This window comes from Anaerobacillus alkaliphilus (assembly GCF_004116265.1).
In the GTDB taxonomy this organism is placed as follows: Bacteria; Bacillota; Bacilli; order Bacillales; family Anaerobacillaceae; genus Anaerobacillus; species Anaerobacillus alkaliphilus.
In genome coordinates this window covers 200,730-224,187 of sequence record NZ_QOUX01000046.1, presented here as the reverse complement: position 1 = coordinate 224,187, position 23,458 = coordinate 200,730, and the positions used below count along the sequence as shown (strand labels likewise).

Annotated in this window: 21 protein-coding genes; 19 read left to right on the top strand and 2 right to left on the bottom strand. The window is 36.1% G+C overall.

Going from position 1 to position 23,458, the window contains the following annotated elements; translation table 11 throughout:
* The first annotated feature begins 70 nt into the window (after positions 1-70).
* From mutS to hfq, 5 genes are all read left to right on the top strand, one after another.
* Positions 71-2,659 (top strand): DNA mismatch repair protein MutS, encoded by a 2,589-nt coding sequence (gene mutS / locus DS745_RS16285; RefSeq protein WP_129079293.1) that lies wholly within the window; start codon positions 71-73, stop codon positions 2,657-2,659.
* 39 nt (positions 2,660-2,698) lie between these two features.
* Positions 2,699-4,564, top strand: a complete 1,866-nt coding sequence (gene mutL / locus DS745_RS16280; RefSeq protein WP_129079292.1) for a DNA mismatch repair endonuclease MutL — start codon at positions 2,699-2,701, stop codon at positions 4,562-4,564.
* 177 nt (positions 4,565-4,741) lie between these two features.
* Positions 4,742-5,512, top strand: a complete 771-nt coding sequence (locus DS745_RS16275) for a class I SAM-dependent methyltransferase (protein WP_129079291.1) — start codon at positions 4,742-4,744, stop codon at positions 5,510-5,512.
* A gap of 18 nt (positions 5,513-5,530) precedes the next feature.
* The gene (gene miaA, locus DS745_RS16270; protein WP_129079290.1) at positions 5,531-6,457 is read left to right on the top strand and encodes a tRNA (adenosine(37)-N6)-dimethylallyltransferase MiaA; all 927 of its coding nucleotides are present in this window, start codon (positions 5,531-5,533) and stop codon (positions 6,455-6,457) included.
* Between the two features lie 43 nt (positions 6,458-6,500).
* On the top strand, positions 6,501-6,731 hold the full coding sequence (hfq, locus tag DS745_RS16265) for an RNA chaperone Hfq (RefSeq protein WP_071316298.1): 231 nt from the start codon (positions 6,501-6,503) through the stop codon (positions 6,729-6,731).
* Between the two features lie 64 nt (positions 6,732-6,795).
* Here the strand turns inward: hfq and DS745_RS16260 are convergent, their stop codons facing one another.
* Positions 6,796-7,758: a tyrosine-type recombinase/integrase gene (locus DS745_RS16260; RefSeq protein ID WP_129079289.1), complete on the bottom strand. Its 963-nt coding sequence runs from the start codon at positions 7,756-7,758 to the stop codon at positions 6,796-6,798.
* A gap of 171 nt (positions 7,759-7,929) precedes the next feature.
* Between DS745_RS16260 and spoVK the strand changes: the two genes are divergently transcribed.
* From spoVK to DS745_RS16225, 7 genes are all read left to right on the top strand, one after another.
* Positions 7,930-8,880 carry a stage V sporulation protein K gene (gene spoVK, locus DS745_RS16255; RefSeq protein WP_129079288.1) on the top strand — a complete coding sequence of 317 codons (951 nt, stop codon included), beginning with the start codon at positions 7,930-7,932 and terminating at the stop codon, positions 8,878-8,880.
* Positions 8,881-9,021: 141 nt separating this feature from the next.
* The gene (gene hflX / locus DS745_RS16250; protein WP_129079287.1) at positions 9,022-10,287 is read left to right on the top strand and encodes a GTPase HflX; all 1,266 of its coding nucleotides are present in this window, start codon (positions 9,022-9,024) and stop codon (positions 10,285-10,287) included.
* A gap of 10 nt (positions 10,288-10,297) precedes the next feature.
* The gene (locus DS745_RS16245; protein ID WP_129079286.1) at positions 10,298-11,566 is read left to right on the top strand and encodes a methionine gamma-lyase family protein; all 1,269 of its coding nucleotides are present in this window, start codon (positions 10,298-10,300) and stop codon (positions 11,564-11,566) included.
* A gap of 181 nt (positions 11,567-11,747) precedes the next feature.
* Positions 11,748-12,155 carry a MerR family transcriptional regulator gene (locus DS745_RS16240; protein ID WP_129079285.1) on the top strand — a complete coding sequence of 136 codons (408 nt, stop codon included), beginning with the start codon at positions 11,748-11,750 and terminating at the stop codon, positions 12,153-12,155.
* Between the two features lie 94 nt (positions 12,156-12,249).
* The gene (gene glnA / locus DS745_RS16235) at positions 12,250-13,587 is read left to right on the top strand and encodes a type I glutamate--ammonia ligase (RefSeq protein WP_129079284.1); all 1,338 of its coding nucleotides are present in this window, start codon (positions 12,250-12,252) and stop codon (positions 13,585-13,587) included.
* 358 nt (positions 13,588-13,945) lie between these two features.
* Positions 13,946-15,340 carry a protoporphyrinogen oxidase gene (hemG, locus tag DS745_RS16230; RefSeq protein ID WP_129079283.1) on the top strand — a complete coding sequence of 465 codons (1,395 nt, stop codon included), beginning with the start codon at positions 13,946-13,948 and terminating at the stop codon, positions 15,338-15,340.
* Between the two features lie 210 nt (positions 15,341-15,550).
* On the top strand, positions 15,551-16,681 hold the full coding sequence (locus tag DS745_RS16225; RefSeq protein WP_129079282.1) for an HD-GYP domain-containing protein: 1,131 nt from the start codon (positions 15,551-15,553) through the stop codon (positions 16,679-16,681).
* 288 nt (positions 16,682-16,969) lie between these two features.
* On the opposite strand, the gene lexA is transcribed toward DS745_RS16225, so the two are convergent.
* Positions 16,970-17,593 (bottom strand): transcriptional repressor LexA, encoded by a 624-nt coding sequence (lexA, locus tag DS745_RS16220; RefSeq protein ID WP_129079281.1) that lies wholly within the window; start codon positions 17,591-17,593, stop codon positions 16,970-16,972.
* Between the two features lie 157 nt (positions 17,594-17,750).
* Between lexA and yneA the strand changes: the two genes are divergently transcribed.
* The 7 genes from yneA (at position 17,751) to mnmH (ending at position 23,342) form a co-directional block, all read left to right on the top strand.
* Positions 17,751-18,089, top strand: a complete 339-nt coding sequence (gene yneA, locus DS745_RS16215) for a cell division suppressor protein YneA (RefSeq protein ID WP_206662936.1) — start codon at positions 17,751-17,753, stop codon at positions 18,087-18,089.
* Positions 18,055-18,714 carry a YneB family resolvase-like protein gene (locus tag DS745_RS16210; RefSeq protein ID WP_129079280.1) on the top strand — a complete coding sequence of 220 codons (660 nt, stop codon included), beginning with the start codon at positions 18,055-18,057 and terminating at the stop codon, positions 18,712-18,714. Before yneA ends, DS745_RS16210 begins: the two co-directional genes overlap by 35 nt.
* A 166-nt stretch (positions 18,715-18,880) precedes the next feature.
* Positions 18,881-19,123 (top strand): DUF896 domain-containing protein, encoded by a 243-nt coding sequence (locus DS745_RS16205; RefSeq protein WP_129079279.1) that lies wholly within the window; start codon positions 18,881-18,883, stop codon positions 19,121-19,123.
* Between the two features lie 117 nt (positions 19,124-19,240).
* Positions 19,241-21,241, top strand: coding sequence for a transketolase (tkt, locus tag DS745_RS16200; RefSeq protein ID WP_129079278.1), 2,001 nt, complete (start codon positions 19,241-19,243; stop codon positions 21,239-21,241).
* Between the two features lie 186 nt (positions 21,242-21,427).
* Positions 21,428-21,868: a sporulation inhibitor of replication protein SirA gene (gene sirA / locus DS745_RS16195; RefSeq protein ID WP_129079277.1), complete on the top strand. Its 441-nt coding sequence runs from the start codon at positions 21,428-21,430 to the stop codon at positions 21,866-21,868.
* Between the two features lie 110 nt (positions 21,869-21,978).
* Positions 21,979-22,191 (top strand): YneF family protein, encoded by a 213-nt coding sequence (locus DS745_RS16190; protein WP_129079276.1) that lies wholly within the window; start codon positions 21,979-21,981, stop codon positions 22,189-22,191.
* 71 nt (positions 22,192-22,262) lie between these two features.
* Positions 22,263-23,342, top strand: coding sequence for a tRNA 2-selenouridine(34) synthase MnmH (mnmH, locus tag DS745_RS16185; RefSeq protein ID WP_161568290.1), 1,080 nt, complete (start codon positions 22,263-22,265; stop codon positions 23,340-23,342).
* Positions 23,343-23,458 lie beyond the last annotated feature (116 nt).

The window sequence follows — 23,458 nt, the reverse complement described above, 5'->3', positions numbered from 1 at the left end:
TACTCGAGAATTTCTCTATGAATATGGTATACTAGTAACGTTGAATGACAAAGACATGGAGGAACAATCAATGGCAGAACATACGCCTATGATAAAACAATACTTAACGATAAAGGCACATTACAAAGATGCCTTTTTATTTTTTCGTTTAGGAGATTTCTATGAAATGTTCTTTGATGATGCTAAATTAGCAGCTCAAGAACTTGAAATAACACTAACGAGTCGCGGAACTGGTGTAGATAGTGAACGAATTCCTATGTGTGGAGTTCCCTATCATGCCGCTGAACAATATATACAACAATTAATTGAAAAGGGATATAAGGTGGCCCTTTGTGAGCAAACTGAAGACCCGAAACAGGCAAAAGGAGTAGTTAGACGAGAGGTCGTTAAATTAATAACTCCTGGAACGGTGATGGAAGGGAAGATTATTCAAGAGAAAGAGAATAACTTTATCGCTTCTGTTAGTGATTTTCACGATGAAACATATGGATTTGCTCTTACTGATTTAACTACGGGAGAGAGTTTTGTAACAATTATTCAGGGAAGTTGGCAAGAGGTAATTAATGAAATTGCTACTTCTGGAGCAAAAGAAATTATACTGGCACCAAATCATAGTGAGGAAAAAATTAGACAGCTTTTACAACAAATTAACGTTACACATTCCTACGAAGAAAGTGATCAGCTCCCAGAAGCCCTATTGCCACTATGTGAAGGACTAGCTCAACAGAAATTGTTGCAAACCTACGGTCGGCTAAGCTCGTATCTAGTTCGAACCCAAAAACGTTCATTGGATCATTTGCAGCCTGTTGTTTACTACACACCTACAGATTTTATGAGAATAGATCTGCATTCAAAACGTAATTTAGAGCTAGTAGAAACATTACGTGACAAAAAAAAGAAAGGCTCTCTTCTTTGGCTACTTGATAAAACGGTTACTGCTATGGGTGGTAGACTTCTAAAACAATGGCTCGAACGCCCGCTTATTGTAAAAGAACATATTGAGAAGCGTCTTAGTATGGTTGAAACGCTTATTGAAGAGTTTTTTCAACGTGAAGAATTGCGTGAAAGCCTTAAAGAAGTATATGATTTAGAGCGTTTAGCTGGTAAGGTTGCCTATGGTAACGTAAATGCCCGGGAACTTATACAGTTAAAACGATCACTACAACAAATTCCGGTGATTGTTTCTATTGTTCAACAGATGAACAATAATTACGGTCACGACTTGGTCAAAGACATAGATTTATGTGAAGATTTATTTGTCCTTTTACAAAACTCGTTAAAAGAAGATCCACCGATCTCAATTAAAGAAGGTGGAATTATCCTTGACGGGTATCATTCCCAGCTTGATCAATACCGAGATGCTAGTAGGAACGGTAAAAGTTGGATTGCTGAACTTGAACAAAAGGAAAAACAGGCAACCGGGATTAAGTCGTTAAAAATAGGCTATAACAAGGTGTTTGGTTACTATATTGAGGTGACCAGGGCAAACTTAGCAAATCTCGCGGAAGGGCGTTATGAAAGGAAACAAACACTATCTAACGCAGAGCGCTTTATTACACCTGAACTTAAGGAAAAAGAGGCACTTATTTTAGAAGCTGAAGAAAAAATTGAACAGCTTGAATATGAGTTATTTATCCAAATTCGCGAACAAGTTAAGTATTACATCACGAAACTGCAATATGTCGCGAAGAAGCTTAGTGAAATAGATGTACTTCAGAGCTTTGCTTACGTTAGTGAGGATAACCAATACACGAAGCCCGAGTTTAATGAAGATCGGGAAATATCTATCATAGATGGTAGACATCCTGTCGTAGAAAAGGTACTTGCCTCAGGGGAATATGTACCAAACGACGTGCAAATGCATCAAGAAAGAGAAATATTATTAATTACCGGTCCAAATATGGCTGGTAAAAGTACCTATATGCGTCAACTAGCCTTAATTGCGATTATGGGGCAAATTGGTTGCTACGTACCAGCAACTAAAGTAAGGATACCTATATTTGATCAGGTGTTTACGAGAATAGGAGCTGCTGATGACCTTGCTAGTGGTCAAAGTACCTTTATGGTTGAAATGTTAGAAACAAAAAATGCGATTTCTAAAGCAACGACAAATAGTTTGATATTATTAGATGAGATTGGTAGAGGAACGTCAACTTATGATGGAATGGCTTTGGCTCAAGCGATTATTGAGTATATTCATGAGGAAGTCGGTGCAAAAACATTGTTTTCCACACATTACCATGAATTAACAGTTCTTGATCAAGAGCTCTCTGCGTTGAAAAATGTTCATGTAAGTGCTGTTGAAGAAAACGGAAAAGTCGTATTTTTACACAAGGTTGTTGATGGACAAGCGGACAAAAGTTATGGAATTTACGTTGCTGAACTGGCCGAGTTACCCGAAAAAGTAATTTCAAGAGCGAAAACAATTCTTGCATCATTAGAAAATCAACCTGTCATTTCACAAGTGAAAGAAGTAGACGGACCAGTACAACTATCCTTATTTATGGATCAAAGTGAAGCACCAAAAAAGCAACCGAAACCAAGCTTAGATGATGATGAGAAAAAAGTACTAACTTCTCTAAAGAAGCTAGATATACTCAACATTACACCAATTGAAGCAATTCAAAAGCTGAATGAGCTACAAAAAAAATTGAAATAAAAGTAGTATGTAGTTTCGTAAATAGAAAGAGTGAGGCCCATGGGCAAAATTGTAAAATTAGATGAATATTTATCAAATAAAATTGCAGCGGGAGAAGTTGTTGAAAGACCTGCTTCAATTGTTAAAGAACTAGTGGAAAATTCAATTGATGCGAATAGTAGCTCTATCCTAATTGAAGTTGAAGAAGGCGGGTTACAAAAAATACGGATTGTTGACAATGGTGATGGGATGGACGAGGAAGATTGCTTACTAGCGTTTCATCGTCATGCTACTAGTAAAATCCGTACTGATAAAGATTTGTTTCGAATACGTACATTAGGTTTTCGTGGTGAGGCTCTCCCTAGTATTGCTTCAGTATCTAACTTACAATTAAAAACTTGTACTGGTACTGGCGCAGGAACGGTAGTAGTGATTGAAGGTGGTAAGATTATTGAGCACGGGTCTTCACCAAGTCGTAAAGGAACTGACATTACGATTACACATCTGTTTTATAATACTCCTGCTAGATTGAAGTATTTAAAAACAATCCATACCGAACTCGGAAATATTACAGATTTCGTATATCGGTTGGCTTTAGCACATCCAACAATCTCATTTCGACTAGACCACAACGGAAAAAAAGTGTTTTCATCTAATGGGAATGGTGACCTGAAGCAAGTAATAGCTGCTATCTACGGGATGAATATAGCGAAACAATTGTTGTATTTTGAGAATTCTTCGTTAGATTTTAAGATATCAGGATACGCATGTAAGCCAGAGGTAACAAGAGCATCAAGACAATATATGTCTACGTTTATTAATTATCGTTACATTAAAAACTTTTCCCTATCGAGAGCCATTCAAGACGGATACCATACGCTATTACCAATAGGTCGCTATCCTGTTGTTGTTTTGCATATTGAAATGGATCCGACATTAATAGATGTGAATGTTCACCCATCGAAACTAGAAGTTCGTCTGAGCAAGGAAGAAGAGTTAACTAAACTTGTGACAGATACGATAAAAGCAACATTTAAACAAGTGCAGTTAATTCCTGAGGTGAAAAAACCAAAACTTGAAAAAGAGAAATCAGAGCAAATCCCATTTACTCTTCAGCATGAGTCTGCACCTGAAAAAACATTCTTTAAAAAAGAACAGGTCGAAGAGGAACGTTTCACATTAAGAGAAACCCTAGAGGAAGAAAATTATGAAGAGATGTTACCATCTGAAACTTTTAAAACATCAATAGAGGAAAAGCCAAACGTCAGCGCTACTGCTACATTTACAGCTGAAGCAGCTTTCCCTTTAGCTACACAAGAAGATAAGAGGCTTCCTATAGATGAGAGAGTACCTGTATTGTATCCTATTGGCCAAATGCACGGCACCTACATTTTGGCTCAAAACGATAACGGCTTATATATCATTGATCAACATGCTGCACAAGAACGAATCAAGTATGAATATTTTCGTGAGAAAGTTAGCGAGGATATGAAGCAATTACAAGATTTATTAGTCCCCCTGACATTTGAATTTACGGGTGCAGAAGTTGAGAGATTAAAAGAGAATACAGTCGTACTCCAAACATTAGGTATTTTCATGGAAGAATTTGGTCAACAGACATTTCTCGTTCGTTCCCATCCCATTTGGTTTCCAAAAGGTCTTGAAGAGGAAATCATTAAGGATATTGTTGAGGAAGTGATGAACGGAAAGAAGGTAACAATAGGTTCACTCCGTGAAGAAGCAGCGATACTTATGTCTTGTAAAGCGGCGATTAAAGCGAATCGTTTTCTTAGGAATGATGAAATGTTTTCGCTTCTTGAAACACTTAGGAAATGTGAAGACCCATTTACATGCCCACATGGGAGACCGATTTTTATTCACTTTACAACGTATGAGATGGAAAAAATGTTTAAACGAATTATGTAAATGTTAAACTTGCCTGGCTAGTTACCACTATGCTCGGGCAAGTTTTTATTTTTTTTCTATAAAAATTGAGGGTAGATTTGCATGAAGACATGGAAGAGACTATAATATTAGAAAAACTTACCGTAAGTTTTCAAAAACTTGCGAATGGTGGAAGGTAGTACCATTAAGAGGAGAAATATGATTGTTACAACGTCACTACGACCTACTGAAAAAATGATTTCCAAAGCAAAAGCTGTCGCTAATGATCTTGATTTGCCACTTATCAAACGAAATAAAGAGCCTATTTCAACACTACACCAGCAATACCATTGTGATATTATTGTTGCTGGATCTAATCGACTTTCGATTTACAAGCTTGAAAACGAACAACCGCTGTTTTTTCACCCGAATTCTGCGATGTTTCGAGTAAAACGGATCTTAAAAGGAGAAGGGGACCCATACTTGCAAGCCACTAAATTAACCTCAGGTATGTCTGTTCTAGATTGTACTTTAGGACTAGCATCTGATAGTATATTATCAAGTGTGGTTGTAGGAAATAATGGAAAAGTTGTTGGGATTGAGGGAAACCGTTATTTGGCTTATTTGGTTAGAGAAGGTCTAGTTACCTGGGATAGTGGCATACGAGAAATGAATGAAGCGATGCAACGAATAGAAGTGGTGTCTGCTAATCATTTAGATTACTTACGCCATGAAAAGACCAATGCGTACGACGTCGTTTATTTTGATCCAATGTTTGAAGTGAAAATTGAATCTGAAGGAATAAACGCGATTAGGAAATTGGCTGTATACCAAGACCTTGATGAGGAGACAATTGAAGAAGCAAAGCGAGTTGCACGTTCTCGAATTGTCCTAAAGGATCATTGGCAGAGTTCGCGCTTTCAACGGTTCAACTTTCAAGTCTATAAACGGACAACTTCTCAGTTTCATTATGCTTCGATAGAAATTTAACTGTTAGAGGAGTATCGAATGAAGGAAAAACTCGTTGTTATCGTAGGACCTACAGCTGTAGGAAAAACAAAATTAGGGATTGAATTAGCCAAGAGATTACATGGTGAAGTTATTAGTGGCGATTCAATGCAAATCTACAAAGAAATGAACATTGGTACTGCAAAGGTTACGCCAGAAGAAATGGAAAATGTTGTTCATCATCTAATTGATATTAAAGAACCGACAGACCCTTTTTCAGTTGCTGAATTTCAAAGTCTAGTCAAACCGTTAATCTCAAAGATAAATGCTGAAGGGAAACTTCCACTGATTGTTGGTGGAACTGGTCTATACATAAGTTCAGTTCTTTATGATTATAATTTTCCTGATGTACCTAGTGATCTTGATTACCGTCAGGAAATGGAAAGCTTTGTTGATAAGTTTGGTGTAGAAAAACTACACGAGAAATTAAAAAATATTGATCCAATTAGCTATGATACCATTCATCCAAATAACTACCGAAGAGTAATTAGGGCTCTTGAAGTATACCATGTCACAAATAAAACCATACATGACTTTCAAAATGAGCAGTCAAACGAAAGTCAGTATGAAGTTGTTGTAATTGGTTTAACTATGGAGCGAGGCCTGCTATACGATCGTATTAACACTAGAGTTGATTGGATGATTGATGAAGGCTTGTTTTCAGAGGCTCAATCTTTATATGATCGTGGGGTAAAGAATTGTCAGTCAGTACAAGCTATTGGGTATAAAGAAATTTACGAATACATAGAAGGTCGAGTAACCAAAGAAGTAGCAATCGAGAATTTAAAACAAAATTCTAGAAGATATGCGAAACGACAATTGACATGGTTCCGTAATAAGATGGACATCCAATGGTATGAGATGACCGAGTCAAACTTTCCAGAAAAGTTTCAAGAAATTCTCAAATTAATAGAGGAAAGCTTATAAAAAAGTCGAAATATAATGTATAGAATTTAGAGGAGGACTGTTTATGAAGCAACAATCGGTAAACATTCAAGATGTATTTTTAAATCAACTAAGAAAAGAAAGTATTCCAGTTACCGTATTTCTTTTAAATGGATTTCAATTAAGAGGCCTTATTAAAGGGTTTGATAACTTTACAGTAATTTTAGAAACTGAAGGAAAACAACAATTAGTTTATAAACATGCGATCTCAACATTCTCGCCACAAAAGAACGTACCGTTAAATCCTGAAGCTTAAGAAAAAACTCCCGATATCGGGAGTTTTTTTGCTTACTATTCCATAAAAGTCTTCTTTTTCTCAGTTATTTAGCATAATGAAAGTACTTTTTTAATGATAGATCTGTTTTTAGACCAAGTTTTTCTTGTATTTCAGTGATAGAGCTACCCTTTCTTATTGCCTCCAAAATATAGGTATTGCGAAAATGTTGTGCAGAAATACCTCTCCTTAACCCGCTTCTTCTAATTTCTTTTTGTATCATCCGTTGAACAGCAATATCCGTTAATCTCTTTGGCTTGTCTTCTTCATAGACCCATCGGTATGTTTCCCTTTGAAAATCAAACGCTACCAAAAAAGGATCGTTTTCATGATAGCGAGGACGGACTGGTTTGGGGATGGTTTCATAGTACTGATAGAAAAGTTTTTTATGCGGCATAGAGAGGAAAACTTTTCGCTTATTGTTTTCTGTTGAAATCGTAATACTGTTTGTTTCAAAGTGGATATGCTTCATCGTAAGATTTGTTAGTTCTTGTAGTGTTAATCCGTAATATGCAAATAAAATAAAAATAGTTTCATTACGATCAATGATTAATGGTCTTGTCTTTAGTTGTTTTTCAGATAAATCATGAGTAGAACGGAGTGAAGAAAACAATTGGTTAAGTTGGCTTTCTGATAAAAAATCGTCAGCCGTCATCATAGGTTCTTCTATTTCAATAATATTTATCTCAAGAATTGGGTTTTTGGATAAGCCTAAGTTGTCATAATATTTATAAAGCTGATTTAAAACCGTTACTACACGTCTAGTTGTTGTAGGATGATACTTTCTTGAATTTGTAAGTAGTGAAACGTACTCTTGCAGATCACTAGAGGTTAAGTTACTCCAAGTTGCAAAGGATTGATTTTTTTTCTCGACCTTAAGCCAGAGGAAGAAATCTTCAAGGTCATATATGTAACGCTTGATCGTTGATGGTTTACGTTTCTTCTTTACTAGAGTAAACAGATAATCTTTGACGAAGTCCGGTAAAGAGGTTTGAAATAAAGTATCCAAGATCTTTCCTCCTTATAAATGATATCCATATTATAACAGTTAAATTGTTTTTTGGGTTCTAAATTGAAAAGAAATGGGCGTTTGTCACCTTTTCTTTGTTAGCGAGTATACTGTCTTATAGTCAAAGTTTTTTCAGGATCATAACATATCGTTAGTTGGGTGGTGACATGATTGGAAAGACCCTTATCACTGAAATCTAGGGGACAAATAAACATTGTCTTAAATCAAAAAGAAATGAAACAAACTAATGAGATGACGATTAAATTACCTGATGCAGATAGAGAAAAGCATTATATACTCGAGAAAATCGAACGAGAATTAGAAGAGTTAGTTGGTCTAAAAGAGATGAAGCGTTTTATTAAGGAAATCTATGCTTGGCTTTACATTAATAAGTGTCGTAAAGAACAGGGGCTAAAAGTTGGAAACCAAGTTTTGCATATGATTTTTAAGGGGAATCCTGGTACTGGAAAAACAACGGTTGCTAGATTATTAGCTAAGTTGTTTAAAGAAATGGATGTATTATCGAAGGGGCATTTACATGAAGTGGAACGAGCGGATTTAGTTGGAGAATATATTGGTCATACGGCACAGAAAACACGAGATCTCGTAAAAAAAGCAGTCGGCGGAATTTTGTTTATTGATGAAGCTTACTCTCTTGCTAGAGGTGGCGAGAAGGATTTTGGAAAAGAGGCAATCGACACGTTGGTAAAAGCAATGGAGGACCAACAACATGATTTTGTATTAATTCTTGCTGGCTACTCTAGAGAGATGGACCATTTCCTATCCTTGAACCCTGGATTGCCTTCCCGTTTCCCAATTACAATGAAATTTCCTGATTATACAAATGATGAATTAATTGAAATTGCAAGAAAAATGGTTGACGACAGAGAATATGTCATGGAACGAGAAGCGGAATTAAAGTTACGAGACTATCTGCAAAGTTTAAAAGCAGAGCGAAGTGAAAACTTTAGCAACGGTAGGTTAATTCGTAACATTGTTGAAAAGGCTGTTCGTGCACAAGCGGTTAGATTGCTTTATCTTGGTAAATACGATCGAGAAACTCTAGTTACATTAACAAAAGATGACTTTAAAATGGAGAAATTGTTAAATGAAAGAAAATAGAATCAATGTGTACCCAGAAAAGGCGGTGGCTAAAGTACTATACTTTAGTAACCGCACTTGCACTTTTCTTGTTGGAAAGATTATAGTAAAGATTGGCAATAGTAAATAGAGATAGAAATCCAAAGAAAAGGTTGTGAAACTTTGGTAGAAACAACAAAAAGTGTTGAAGAAAAGGTGTTACTTGTTGGCTGTAAATTATCTGAAATTCATGAAGAGAGATTTCTTTATTCCATGGAAGAATTAGCAGCACTAACCAAAACGGCTGGTGGAATTGTTTTTGGTACCGTTATACAAAATCGTCATAGTTTAGATCGGGCTACATATATCGGTAAAGGGAAAATTGAAGAAATCGTTCCGCTTGTAGAAGAGCAAGAGATTGATGTTGTTATTTTTAATGATGAACTGACTACAAGCCAAGTTCGTAACTTAACGGCCCAAATTCCTGCTAGAGTTATTGATCGAACGCAGCTTATTTTAGACATCTTCTCAAAGCGGGCAAACTCTAAAGAAGGAAAGCTTCAAGTAGAATTAGCACAGTTAAATTATTTATTGCCACGTTTATCTGGACAAGGTCATTCGTTATCTAGGCTAGGTGGTGGAATTGGGACAAGGGGTCCAGGGGAAACCCAGCTTGAAACTGACCGTAGGCATATCCGTAGAAGAATGGATGAAATTAAAGAGCAGCTTAAAGGAATTGTTAAGCATCGTTCTCTTTATCGTGAACGCCGAAAGGAAAATAGAGCGTTTCAAATTGCCATAGTAGGTTATACAAATGCGGGGAAATCAACACTTCATAACCGTCTAACAATGGCCGATGCTTTAGAAGAGGACCAATTGTTTGCGACCCTTGATCCACTAACAAGAAGAATGAAATTGCCAAGTGGATTTCAAACGTTAATAACTGATACAGTAGGGTTTATTCAAGACCTTCCAACTACATTAGTTGCAGCATTTCGCTCGACACTAGAGGAAGTCTGTGAGGCTGACTTCTTATTACATGTCGTAGACGCATCTAACGAAGATTATTTTAACCATGAAGAAACAGTCATGTCACTTTTAGGGGAACTGAATGTCAAAGATGTACCGATGTTAACAGTTTATAATAAAAGGGACGCAGCTCCGGCTAGCTTTGTACCAACAGAAGGAAGAAAGTCTATCCTCATATCTGCTCTAAATCAAGGTGACCTACATAAGCTGTCAACTCGAATTGAAGAAGAACTAAAAGATAGTCTTGAATATTATGAGGCAAAAATTCATGCTAGTAACGGTAAATTATTGTCCAACTGTCAAACGAGTACAATCATTGAAAAGCAGCTTTGGGTAGAAGATGAGGAAAGTTATATATTAAAGGGATACGTATCTTCTCTATCTTCCACGTATAAACAATTACAACAATACAAGGCATAAAGGAGAAACTATGTACGAGCAATTCACAAATGGTTTGAAGTTAAAACAGCTAGTCAAAGAAGTCGAAGAACAAATTAAGGAAGTACATGCCTCTATTGAAGAACGAATTGAGGAAAATCAGTATAAGGTTTTGCAGGCATTTCGAAGTCATCAAGTTTCTGATTTTCACTTTACCCCTTCAACTGGATATGGCTATGATGATGTAGGTAGAGATACACTAGAGTCTATTTATGCTCATGTTTTTGGGGGAGAAGCAGCAATTGTTCGACCGCAGATCATCTCTGGCACTCATGCTATTGCAACGTGTTTATTTGGAGTTTTACGTCCTGGGGATGAGTTATTATATATTACAGGTAAACCATACGACACCTTAGAGGAAGTTGTCGGAAGTCGAGGAAGTGGAAACGGCTCTTTAAAGGAGTTTGGGATTTCCTACGATTGTGTTGAACTGACGAATGATGGTCGAGTGGACTTTGAAGAAGTTGCTAGAAAAATGAAATCAAATACAAAAGTAATCGGCATCCAAAGATCAAAGGGGTATGCTAATCGCCCGTCTTATACGATTAGTGAAATAAAAGAGATGATTTCTTTTGTTAAGGAGATTAAAGGGGACGTCATCGTCTTTGTAGATAATTGTTATGGTGAGTTTGTGGAGACAATGGAGCCTTGTCATGTTGGTGCTGACCTGATTGCGGGTTCGCTAATAAAAAATCCAGGCGGTGGGATTGTTAAAACCGGTGGTTATATCGTTGGTAAGGAAAAGTTGGTTGATTTAGCTTCCTACCGTTTAGCAGCACCAGGCATAGGAAAAGAAGGCGGTGCTTCATTATATAGCTTGCAGGAGATGTATCAAGGTTTTTTCTTTGCTCCTCATATTGTTGGACAAGCATTAAAAGGAGCTGTTTTTACAGCTGCTTTTCTTGAAAAACTTCAATTTTCTACAAATCCGAAGTGGGATGCACCACGCACTGACTTAATTCAATCTGTACAATTTGATCATGCAGACAAAATGATTACATTCTGTCAGGGGATCCAACAAGCAGCGGCTGTAAATGCTCATGTTACTCCGTATCCGAGTTCAATGCCTGGTTACGAAGATGAAGTAATCATGGCTGCAGGAACCTTTATTCAAGGGGCAAGTATTGAATTCTCTGCAGACGGACCGCTTAGACCACCTTATGTGGCTTATGTACAAGGTGGCTTAACTTATGGGCATGTAAAAATAGGGATATTAACAGCAATCGATCACTTGATGAAAAATCAGTTACTAAAAATCTAGAATGGACGTCACTCTATAATTCTTAAATAGAGTGATTTTTTTTGTATAGAAAGAGCATTGGTAAGGGAAAATAACTATGTAAGAAAATCTGACATGGTTTTCATGTTAACTTAGCTCACATGTATTGACAGCTTTCCTGTCGTGTTGTAACCTAATAGTAACAAGTTAAAGGGGGAGGCAAATGGGAGATCACATTAGAAGGAACATGCCATTGTTCCCAATTGGTATCGTAAAAAAGTTAACTGAATTAACAGCAAGGCAAATACGGTATTATGAAGAACATGATCTAGTACATCCTTCCCGAACAAGTGGAAATCAACGCTTATTTTCCTTTAATGATGTTGATAGGTTATTAGAAATAAAAGAGCTGATAGATCAAGGGATTAACATTTCTGGTATTAAGCAAGTGTTTCTCATGAAACAGCAATCAAACCAAGAAGCTACTAACATCTTAGAAAGAAATCCTAAGGTTCAAAAAGAACTAACGGATCAACAACTAAGAAGTTATCTGAAAAGTGAACTAATGATGGCGGGCCGATTTGGCAAAGCCTCCCTTATTCAAGGAGAGTTATCAAGATTCTTTCATTAAAATTTGTAAAATCATCATTTTGGTAAAACGTTGTTTTGCTTAGATGGTTAGATAATAAAAAAACTTTTTTATCATTTAGGAGGAGAATTGAATTATGGGAACAAAATACTCAGCAGAAGACATTTTTAGACTGGCAAAAGAGGAGAACGTTAGATTTCTTCGCTTACAATTTACTGATTTACTAGGCATTATTAAAAACGTAGAAGTTCCTGTAAGTCAATTAGAAAAAGTATTAGATAATAAGATGATGTTTGACGGTTCTTCAATTGAAGGTTTCGTTCGTATTGAAGAGTCAGATATGTATTTATATCCAGACCTAGATACATGGGTAGTATTCCCTTGGACTAGTGAAAAAGGAAAAGTAGCTCGTTTAATTTGTGATATTTATGATCCAACTGGTGTACCATTTGCAGGTGACCCTCGTGGAGTATTAAAACGAGTATTAGAAGAAGCAAAAGTAATGGGCTTTACATCATTTAACATTGGGCCAGAGCCAGAGTTTTTCTTATTCAAAGTTGACGAAAAAGGCGAGCCAACAATGGAATTAAACGATAAAGGTGGATATTTTGACTTAGCCCCAACTGATTTAGGAGAAAACTGCCGTCGTGATATCGTATTAGAATTAGAAGATATGGGCTTTGAAATTGAAGCTTCTCACCATGAAGTAGCTCCTGGACAACATGAGATTGACTTTAAATATGCAGATGCAGTAACAACTTGTGACAATATTCAAACATTCAAACTAGTTGTTAAAACAATTGCGAGAAAACATGGATTACATGCTACGTTCATGCCAAAACCTTTATTTGGTGTTAATGGATCTGGTATGCACTGCAATATGTCATTATTTAAAGGGAACGAGAACGTATTCTTTGATCCATCAACTGATACTGGTTTAAGTGAAACAGCAATGCAATTTTTAGCAGGTATTATCAAGCATGCTGAAGGCTTTACAGCAATCACGAACCCAACAGTAAACTCTTATAAGCGATTAGTTCCTGGCTATGAAGCTCCTTGTTATGTTGCTTGGTCTATGCGTAACCGCAGTCCGCTAATTCGTATCCCGGCATCACGTGGCTTAAGTACTCGTATTGAAGTACGTAGTCCAGATCCAGCAGCAAATCCTTATTTAGCAATGGCTGCTATGCTTGCAGCTGGTTTAGATGGAATTAAGAATAAGCTTACTCCTCCTCCATCAACAGATCGTAATATCTATGTGATGAACAAAGAAGAGCGTCTAGAAGCAGGTATCAATGATCTTCCTGCAACACTTAAAGAAGCTTTAGAGAAATTGAGAGCTAATGAAATTATCACAAGCGCGCTTGGAGAGCATGCATTAGAGCACTTCTGTGAAGCTAAAGAGATTGAGTGGGATATGTTCCGCACACAAGTTCACCCTTGGGAGCGCGAGCAATATATTACTAACTACTAAGATATTTTAATAAAAGAGGCCAGTCCCTATTAATGGGGCTGGTTTCTTTTACATTATAGGAAAGTATATAATTTCGACTTAAATATTGTTTAGCTCCAGGCGCCATCTGCTCCTGCGATTACTCGTCGCAAAGGGGCGACGGAGTTAATTCGAGGATGTTCTTGGCTCGAGGTCAAATAACCTGACCGAAAAAAAGTGAAAGAGCGCACTTTTTTCGGTCAGAACATTTGCTTGTCGCCGATAGGCGGGCGCCTTGCGCTTTTCTTATTTTAACTCAGGAAATTGGAGTGGTCTCCTTTTTTTAGAAACATGTGATATGATAATAACTAAATTTATTGATTAGAGTAGAGGTGTAAACATGAAAACAATTTTAGTTGTGGGCGGTGGAATTACAGGTTTGTCTGCTGTGTATGAGCTACAAAAGTGGAAACGAGAAAAGCAATCAGATACTCGTTTAATCCTAGTTGAGGCGGGAGAAAAGCTTGGGGGTAAGATAAAAACAATCAGAAATAATGGATATGTTATGGAAACAGGTGCAGATTCCATTGTTGCCAGAAAAGGTTTAAATATGTCTGTGATTAAAGAGCTTGGTCTAGAAAATGAAATTGTTTACAACGCAACTGGTCGGTCGTTTCTATATGGAGATGGAACGTTGAAAGCAATACCTGCCGATACGATCTTCGGTATACCTACTAGTGTTGAGTCCTTAGCTAAGACGTCACTTGTATCACCTGAGGGGAAAGTTGATGCGTTAAAAGATCTTTATTTGAGGAACGAGACTTTTACAAAAAATGATTCGATAGGTGACTTTCTCGAATATTTTCTTGGTAAGGAAATGGTTGAGAAACAAATTGGGCCTGTATTGTCGGGTGTGTATTCTGGAGATATTAAAGAATTAACAATTTCCTCCACGCTCCCTTACCTCATCGACTATAAAGAGCAATACGGAAGTATCATAAGAGGTTTTGAAGCAAATAAGGAAAAATTCCAAAGTGGAAGTGGTAAAAAGTTCTTTTCTTTTAAAAATGGGATGGATTCAATCATTGACGCATACGAGAGCCACTTGCAAGAGGTAGAAATTCTAAAAAATCAACGGATAACTAATATAACTAAAAATAATGAACGTTATTGCGCTCATTTAGTAAATGGAGAAATGTTAGAGGTTGACTCTATAATTTTAAGTATCCCACATGCGTCAGCGCAAGCATTATTTTCCGATGAAAAAATTAAAGAAGATTTTTCTAAATTGAAAAACAGTTCGTTAATTAGTATCTATCTAGGGTTTGATGTTCCAGATAGTGTATTGCCAGCGGATGGTACCGGTTTTATTACTATTAATACAGATGAGTTATCATGCAATGCTTGTACATGGACGAGTCGTAAATGGCTACATACTTCTGAAAGTGGTAATTTACTAGTGCGTCTGTTTTATAAAAGTAGCCATCCTACTTTTCAAACATTAAAGCAGATGGACGTGACAGACCAACTGACCATAGCGCTTAATGATATACAAAAAAGTCTAGGAATTACTGCTAAACCAGTTACATACGAAATAACTGATTGGGTCGAAAATATGCCAAACTATGAAATTGTACATCCTAAGGTTGTTGGAACTTTAGAGAGTGACTTTAAGGAAAATTATCCAGGTGTTCTATTAGCAGGATGCTCGTATTATGGTGTGGGAATTCCTGATTGCATTGAAAATGGACAAGAGATTGCGAAACAACTGATTGGGAGCCTATCAGATAGCTAATATTCATAGAGGGCATAACTATAAAATATATGGAGTTTTTGTCAAAATATATAGAAGTTTGTCACATTTTGCATTATAATTTTGATAGATGAAGTTATGGGGAAGTAGAAAAACATCTTTCGAAAGAGAAAAGAGATGAACCAAACATTTTTTCGGTTCGTCTTTTTTTATCCCGAAATAACTATCCTTGTGAAATGTAGGTGAACATCAATGAGTCTAGACATAAATCTGTTTATAAAGAAGCTATGGATGATTTGTATCGGAAGTTCCATTAGTTTAACAGCCATATATACCATTTGGGTTGGCTCTTTTGATATCATTTATTATCAGTTACTAAGTATTATGTTACTTGGGTATTTACCATTCACTCTCATCTATCGCAAATTTTCACCGATGATACAAAGGTATCTCCTCTTTATAAATATGTGCGTAGTGATTGTTGCTCTGACATGGTTTACTCCTTTCGCTAACCAGATTGCAGTTATTTTCTTACCGTTATTTGCTACGCTATTTAAAAATCGTAACGTTTTTTATGGAACCAGTGTTGCTTCAATTTTGATCCACTTTAGTTTAAATTCTATGGCTGGCTATTATGATCAACGTTTTTTATTTGAAATCGTCACTGAGCTTTCGTACATTATTTGTTATATTGTCGTTCTCGGTGTTTTTGTAAATATGATTGTAGATAGTTCTAAGCAAGCGTACATGTTTGATAAGACAGTGAAAACCCTTATATTAGCAATCGAAACAAAAGATATGTATACACGAGGTCATTCAATTCGTGTATCTGATTACGCAATGATTATTGGTAGTAACATGAAGAAAAAAGGCTATAAAGTAGATTTAGATTTATTGCGAATTAGTTCTCTTATTCATGATATCGGAAAAGTATATATTCCTAATGATATACTAACGAAAAATGGAAAGCTTACTTTGGAAGAGTATAAAACGATTCAAAAACACTCTGAATTCGGTGCTAATTTAGCAAAAGAACTAGAATATCCAAACGAAATTGTCAGTGATATATTGTATCACCATGAAAGGTACGATGGAAAAGGCTATCCAAGGGGGATTAGTCAAGATGACATTCCGTTACATTCAAGAATTATTGCACTTGCCGATACCTTTGATGCAATTACTACTACTCGATCCTATAGAAATGCTTTTACATTAGAAGAAGCCAAGGATATCATTATCGAGGCTATGAATACACAGTTTGACCCTATTTTACATGAGGTTTTTCTTGAAATTTATCCGTCACTAGTTACTTACTATCATCAGAATGTTTCATTAGAAGCAAAGAATGAAATTAGTTATTTAGAAGTCATGAATAAAAGATAGCTGGTACAACAAAAGGGGTTAGTCACTGGTGGCATTTTTAAGTATTGTAATATCCCAAGTGAATGGTATTTTCCATCTTAAAATTAACTTAACTATAGTTATAAAAGAATGTACTAATATTATACTTAAGCTAACTTATTAGTATGAAATGATATCTATTTGGATATATTAATAGTGGTTGATAAGTCACGAGCATTTGCCTTTAGGGGCAAGTGCTTTTTTCCATGTACACTAAAAAAGAACCAACCTAAGTTGATTCTTCTGCTATTAATAATGAAGGTACCGTATTTAATGTACTGAACGAAAAACACCAATAACTTTTCCTAAGATTGCGCAGTTTTGTAGAATAATAGGTTCCATTGAAGAATTCTCAGGCTGAAGTCTAATAAAGTCTTTCTCTTTGAAAAAGCGTTTAACCGTCGCCTCATCTTCTTCTGTCATAGCTACAACGATATCACCATTGTTGGCAGTTTGTTGCTGTCTTACGATAACCATATCTTTATCAAAGATACCGGCTTCAATCATACTATCACCTTGAATGACAAGGACGAACACTTTGTCATCGCCAACGAATTTCTCTGGAAGTGGCAGATAATCTTCTATATTTTCGTAGGCAGTTATAGGCTCACCGGCAGTAACTTTACCGATAATCGGAGCATAGGTAGTATTCGGAGAAGTAGGTTCAAATTCATCTAATTTTAAATCTAATATCTCAATTGCTCTTGGTTTTGTGGGGTCTCTTCGAATAAACCCCTTTTTCTCGAGTCGAGATAAGTGTCCGTGAACAGTGGAGCTAGATGCTAATCCTACTGCTTCACCAATTTCTCGCACCGATGGTGGATATCCCTTTTTGCGAACTTCATCTTTTATGTAATCTAGTATTTCTTGCTGACGCTTCGATACCTTATTCATTATGTAGCACCCCATTTTATCTTATCTTTACCATAAATTATACTGTACTCTCTTCAAATATGCAAACATAAGTTCTAAAAACTATTGACTAGAACGAGTGTTCTGTTTTATTATAATAGAGAACAAATATTCTTATTTATGGAAGTGAGTGTTTATAATGTTTAAAATTCAAAAAATTTCATTTCAAGATATAAGCTATGTGGCTATATTTGTAGTGTTAATCATCTATCTTTTAATGTCTGTGAGTGTTTCTGCACAGCCTGAATTTGAAGAATTAATAGAAGTGGAAGTCTTATCTGGTGACACACTTTGGTCTATAGCAAGTAAACATACAGAAGGAATGTCTATCCTTTCCTACATAACTATATTAAAGAGAGAAAACAATCTTACGAGTGATCATATCTATCCTGGTCAAATTCTTCTTGTTCCTCAGTTAAAAAGAAAGGAGGAATTCGTTAGAAATGAAGGCGATTATTTATTGTCGAGTAAGTACTAATAAAGAAGCACAATCTTCTTCTTTATCTAGACAGAAGGAAGAATTGATCCATTTAGCTGAAGAAAATGGCTTTCCTATCTATAAAGTAATAGAGGAAAAAGCTAGTGGTTACGAAATAGAGAGAGAAGGCATCTTTGAATTGTTAGAGGATTTTAAGGATAAAAAAGCAGAGGTATTACTAATTCAGGATGACACCAGATTAGGGAGGGGAAATACAAAGATAGCCCTCGTTCATCAGTTAGTAAAGTATCAAGTTAAAATTCGAACAATCAATGATAAAGGTGAGTTGAAACTGTCAGAAACTGATACTTTAGTTCTTAATATTGTTAGTATTGTAGAAGAATATCAAAGAAAGCTTCACAATATTAAAATTAAACGTGGAATGAAGAAGGCGATTGAAAATGGCTATAATCCCAGTGAAAACCTAGGTGATGTACATGTAGGAGGCCGTTTAAAGAAAGAAATTCCATTGGAGGAGATTATTCGCTTAAAAACGATGAAACTGACATTTAGAGAAATTGCAGCTACTCTAAGGGGCTTTGGGTATGACGTTTCGAAAGCTACTGTTCATCGTCGCTACCAGGAATATATAAACGCTGAGGATACAAAGGTCTCGCCAAAATAAAGAATCACATATAAAGTCTTAGATTAATCTCTTAAGGCTTTTTTTCTTTCTTAAAAATATAATATTCGATGGAACTTACGAACAAACTAATCAGAAAGGTTGAAAACGTTGGTTTGTTACTGTAAATTTTACTATAGGTCTAAACAATAGATGGAGGATTAGTAAAATGTTATCAAGTGAAAAAATAAAGCGGATTAACGAGCTTTCAAAAAAAGCAAAAGCAGGAAGTATTACAATGGAAGAAAAGCAAGAACAGCAGCAACTGCGACAGGAATACATTCAAACGTTTCGATCTTCATTTAGCAGTCAATTACATTCAATTAAAGTAGTTGATGAGGAAGGTAATGATGTAACACCGGATAAATTAAAAGAAAGTAAACAAACAATTGATCGTAAATTAACTCATTAGTAAATAGTCGACAAAAATTCACCGTTTTTACCATAGATATCCTTGTTAATTTTATAAAAGAGGTATATGATGAAAAACGAATAATGTTAAATGAGGAAGAGAAAGGAAGATCTTATTATGACGGTTCACGTTGATGAATTAGCAATTAATACGATACGTACATTATCAATTGACTCTATTGAAAAAGCAAACTCTGGTCACCCAGGGATGCCTATGGGTGCTGCTCCGATGGCTTATGCACTTTTTGCCAAGTATATGAATCATAACCCTAGTAATCCTAATTGGTTTAATAGAGACCGTTTTGTTTTATCAGCAGGACACGGTTCAATGCTTTTGTATAGTTTATTACATCTTTCTGGGTACGACCTTACTCTAGAAGATTTACAAAGCTTTCGCCAATGGGGGAGTAGAACTCCTGGACATCCTGAGTATGGTCATACTCCAGGTGTAGATGCGACAACTGGTCCTCTAGGACAAGGGGTGGCAATGGCTGTTGGGATGGCAATGGCTGAAAGACATTTAGCTGCAAAATATAATAAAGAAGATTTACCAGTGGTTGATCATTATACATATTCTATTTGTGGTGATGGTGATTTAATGGAAGGTGTGTCTGCGGAAGCTGCTTCTCTTGCAGGACATCTAAAGCTAGGTCGTTTAGTTGTGCTATATGATTCAAACGATATTTCACTTGATGGCGAATTAAATCGTTCATTTAGTGAAAGTGTTGAAGATCGATATAAGGCATATGGCTGGCAAGTCATCCGTGTTGAGCAAGGAAATGATATTACTGAAATAAATAAAGCTATTGAACTTGCGAAGCAAGATGACCGTCCAACATTAATTGAAGTAAAGACTACAATTGGTTATGGCTCTCCTAACAAAGGTGGAAAGTCTGCTTCTCACGGTGCTCCACTTGGTAAAGATGAAGTAAAACTTACGAAAGAAACATATAAGTGGACATATGAGAATGAGTTCCATGTACCAGAGGAAGTAACAGAGCTTTTTGCTGCTGTAAAAGAGGCAGGTATAGCAAAAGAATTCGAGTGGAACGAACTTATGCGCCAATATGAAGAAAAGTATCCGGAACTAGCTACTGAATTAAAGCAAGCTATTAACGGAGACCTTCCTCAAGGATGGGATGAGAATTTACCGGTATATGAAGGCGGGAAAGATAATGTAGCTACACGTTCTTCATCAGGGGAAGCATTAAACGCATTGGCAAAGAACGTTAACCAAATCTTTGGCGGTTCTGCTGACTTAGCTTCTTCCAATAAAACAATGCTTAAAGGTGAAGGTGACTTTACAAGAGAAAATTATAGCGGCCGAAATATTTGGTTTGGCGTAAGGGAATTCGCAATGGGATCTGCATTAAATGGAATGGCTCTTCACGGCGGGGTAAAAGTGTTTGGTGCAACCTTCTTTGTATTCTCAGATTACTTACGTGCAGCAATTCGGTTAGCAGCGTTAATGAAGTTACCGGTAACTTATGTATTTACACATGACAGTATTGCTGTGGGTGAAGACGGCCCAACGCATGAACCAGTTGAGCAATTAGCTGCGCTTCGTGCAATGCCGGGCATTTCTATCATCAGACCAGCTGATAGCAATGAAACAGTTGCTGCATGGAAACTTGCGGTAGAGAGTAAAGACCAGCCAACAGCCCTTGTTCTATCTCGTCAAGACTTAATGACTCAAGAAGTAACAAAAGAGTTGTCCTATGAAGGCGTGAAAAAAGGTGCTTATGTTATTTCACCAGCAAAGGGTACAATCCAAGGTGTGTTACTTGCATCTGGTTCAGAAGTACAGTTAGCTGTAGAAGCACAAAAACAACTAGAAACAGAAAATATCTTCGTTTCAGTTGTAAGTATGCCTAGTTGGGATCGCTTTGAAAAACAATCAGCTGAGTATAAAAACTCGGTAATCCCACAGGATGTGAAAGCTCGTGTAGGTATTGAGATGGGCTCATCATTAGGATGGCATAAATATGTAGGAGATAAAGGAGCAGTAATTGCAATTGACCAATTTGGTGCTTCAGCTCCTGGAGAGAAAATCATGGAAGAGTATGGTTTCACTGTTGCGAATGTTATTGCAAAACTTAAAGAAACATTAGCAAAATAATGTTATTAGGGGCTGACTGAATTTATTTGGTCAGCCTCAATCCTACTTCGAGAGAGTTCCTTTAAACGACAAAAGTAGTGGGCAATTTCTCCGTTATGTGACAATCATTTCTTTGGACATGCTTTATAGTAAGGATAATACCTTTGTAATACATGTGATCAAACGAAATGATTGGGGGAATAATAAATGAGGCATTATTACATTTATTTATTGAAGCCTGAAATTGCTTCTAACTATTTTGGTAAAGAGTGGCTGATATATCAACTTTTTGTTGAAGGTGAAACTGCAAAAAAAGACCTAAGAACAATTGCTCAAAAGCAAATTAATTATATAAGTGGTACAATACCGACACTTCAAATTAAAAAAAATCTCGATAAAGCTTTAAGGATACGTAATGATTTTTACGTACTAAAAGAACATTATTACATAGACATTAAGGCATTGGAGAGTAAGGCTGTTTTAAAGGATCATGGAAATATGTTGACAATTTCAGCTAGTGGTAGTTACCAAGCGGAAACAGTCTTTTTTGAAGTATTACGTCAAATTAATCCTGCATTCTTTGCTATGGACTTTGAAAACCGTAACTACGGTTGGTTAAATCCAGTAAAACAGGTGAATTATATTTAAGACCATAGATAATAAATACTTTTATTCAATAATTTATTAGGTTATAATGAATTGGACGTATATGTATGAATGTCTATTCAATAGACATAACTATAAGGAGGAAATAGAGAATGTGGATTAATATTTTAATCGGCGTGCTTTCTTTAATTGCCGGTGTTGCGATTGGCTTTTTTATTGCCCGCAAAACAATGATGAACTATCTTAAGAAAAACCCACCTATTAATGAAAAGATGTTACGCGTGATGATGATGCAAATGGGTATGAACCCATCTCAAAAGAAAATCACACAAATGATGAAAGCAATGAACAATCAAATGAAATAATATAGGACAAGCACTCCGTAATGGGGTGTTTTTTCGTATTAATGAAATCCATAGGGTATAGGATGATGAACATGTATGATAATCAATTTCAAATTCCAAAAGTTGATGTTTTATCTTGGGATCCTAATAAATATGTAACAGTAGATGTACGCTCACCTGGAGAGTATCAGGAATTTTCTATGCCTTCTTCAATTAATCTACCAATTTTTGATAATGATGAACGTTCAAAAGTAGGGACAGTTTATAAGCAGATGGGGAAAGAAGAAGCAATTCGATTAGGTCTAGACTTTTTTTCAAAGAAAATTCAAGGAATTTTTGATTTAATCTTAAATCTTAGGTCTTCATACTCAACAAAAAGAATTGTGATAGTTTGTGCAAGAGGTGGAATGCGAAGTAATAGCGTTGTTTCGACTTTAAATATGCTAGGTATAGACTGCTTACAGTTGGATGGAGGTATAAGGGCTTACCGGGAAAATATCACGACAAGGTTACAAACGCATGCAGAAAGACTGAAATTCTATTATGTTTTATCTGGAAACACTGGAACAAAGAAAACGGATGTGTTACGGCGTTTGAAACTTGAAGGGTATCCAGTAATTGACCTTGAAGATTTAGCTAGTCATCGGGGTTCTGCCTTCGGTGGAATTGGCTTAAAAAGTAGAAGTCAAAAAGAATTTGAATTACTTTTGGTTGGTGAGTTAGATCGTTATTACCACAGTCCTTATTTGCTAATTGAATCTGAAAGTAAGCGAATTGGTAATATCGTTGTTCCTGATTTTATTATGGCTGGAAAGAGAAAAGGAGTTCGTATCGAATTAGAATATCCGTTTATGGAACGTGTACAACATTTATTAGAAACTTATCAACCAAATAACAATCAAAATAGAATTATTGAGGCGTTTTTAATTATTAAGAAGCGAATGCAAAAACATGTCGGTAATGAAATCCACGACCTACTCTTAAAACGTGATTATGAAAAAGCCTTTGTAATGTTACTTACCCACTACTATGACCCAAGGTATGATCATTCGATGCGGCAGGAGCATCAAGAAATTGTCCATGTGAATTTTACCGATATCTATGATGCAGTAGCTAAAGTAAAACAAGTGATAGCCGATAAGCAAATTGATTGCTTCCGAAGGATGGTTTAAAACCATTCTTTTTTTAGCACTTAAAGAAAAGAACTTGAGCAAGTTGTCTACCACGACAATTCTCGGGTTATTTCGATTATAGAAATTTTTCTACTTCTAACATTTACAATTGTCTG

What these genes read in the sequence shown, in the direction of transcription:
- mutS (WP_129079293.1), top strand. Translation starts at nt 71, where the DNA reads ATGGCAGAACATACGCCTATGATAAAACAATACTTAACGATAAAGGCA.
- mutL (WP_129079292.1), top strand. Translation starts at nt 2,699, where the DNA reads ATGGGCAAAATTGTAAAATTAGATGAATATTTATCAAATAAAATTGCA.
- DS745_RS16275 (WP_129079291.1), top strand. Translation starts at nt 4,742, where the DNA reads ATGATTGTTACAACGTCACTACGACCTACTGAAAAAATGATTTCCAAA.
- miaA (WP_129079290.1), top strand. Translation starts at nt 5,531, where the DNA reads ATGAAGGAAAAACTCGTTGTTATCGTAGGACCTACAGCTGTAGGAAAA.
- hfq (WP_071316298.1), top strand. Translation starts at nt 6,501, where the DNA reads ATGAAGCAACAATCGGTAAACATTCAAGATGTATTTTTAAATCAACTA.
- DS745_RS16245 (WP_129079286.1), top strand. Translation starts at nt 10,298, where the DNA reads ATGTACGAGCAATTCACAAATGGTTTGAAGTTAAAACAGCTAGTCAAA.
- DS745_RS16240 (WP_129079285.1), top strand. Translation starts at nt 11,748, where the DNA reads ATGGGAGATCACATTAGAAGGAACATGCCATTGTTCCCAATTGGTATC.
- glnA (WP_129079284.1), top strand. Translation starts at nt 12,250, where the DNA reads ATGGGAACAAAATACTCAGCAGAAGACATTTTTAGACTGGCAAAAGAG.
- hemG (WP_129079283.1), top strand. Translation starts at nt 13,946, where the DNA reads ATGAAAACAATTTTAGTTGTGGGCGGTGGAATTACAGGTTTGTCTGCT.
- DS745_RS16225 (WP_129079282.1), top strand. Translation starts at nt 15,551, where the DNA reads ATGAGTCTAGACATAAATCTGTTTATAAAGAAGCTATGGATGATTTGT.
- lexA (WP_129079281.1), bottom strand. Translation starts at nt 17,593, where the DNA reads ATGAATAAGGTATCGAAGCGTCAGCAAGAAATACTAGATTACATAAAA.
- yneA (WP_206662936.1), top strand. Translation starts at nt 17,751, where the DNA reads ATGTTTAAAATTCAAAAAATTTCATTTCAAGATATAAGCTATGTGGCT.
- DS745_RS16210 (WP_129079280.1), top strand. Translation starts at nt 18,055, where the DNA reads ATGAAGGCGATTATTTATTGTCGAGTAAGTACTAATAAAGAAGCACAA.
- DS745_RS16205 (WP_129079279.1), top strand. Translation starts at nt 18,881, where the DNA reads ATGTTATCAAGTGAAAAAATAAAGCGGATTAACGAGCTTTCAAAAAAA.
- tkt (WP_129079278.1), top strand. Translation starts at nt 19,241, where the DNA reads ATGACGGTTCACGTTGATGAATTAGCAATTAATACGATACGTACATTA.
- sirA (WP_129079277.1), top strand. Translation starts at nt 21,428, where the DNA reads ATGAGGCATTATTACATTTATTTATTGAAGCCTGAAATTGCTTCTAAC.
- DS745_RS16190 (WP_129079276.1), top strand. Translation starts at nt 21,979, where the DNA reads ATGTGGATTAATATTTTAATCGGCGTGCTTTCTTTAATTGCCGGTGTT.
- mnmH (WP_161568290.1), top strand. Translation starts at nt 22,263, where the DNA reads ATGTATGATAATCAATTTCAAATTCCAAAAGTTGATGTTTTATCTTGG.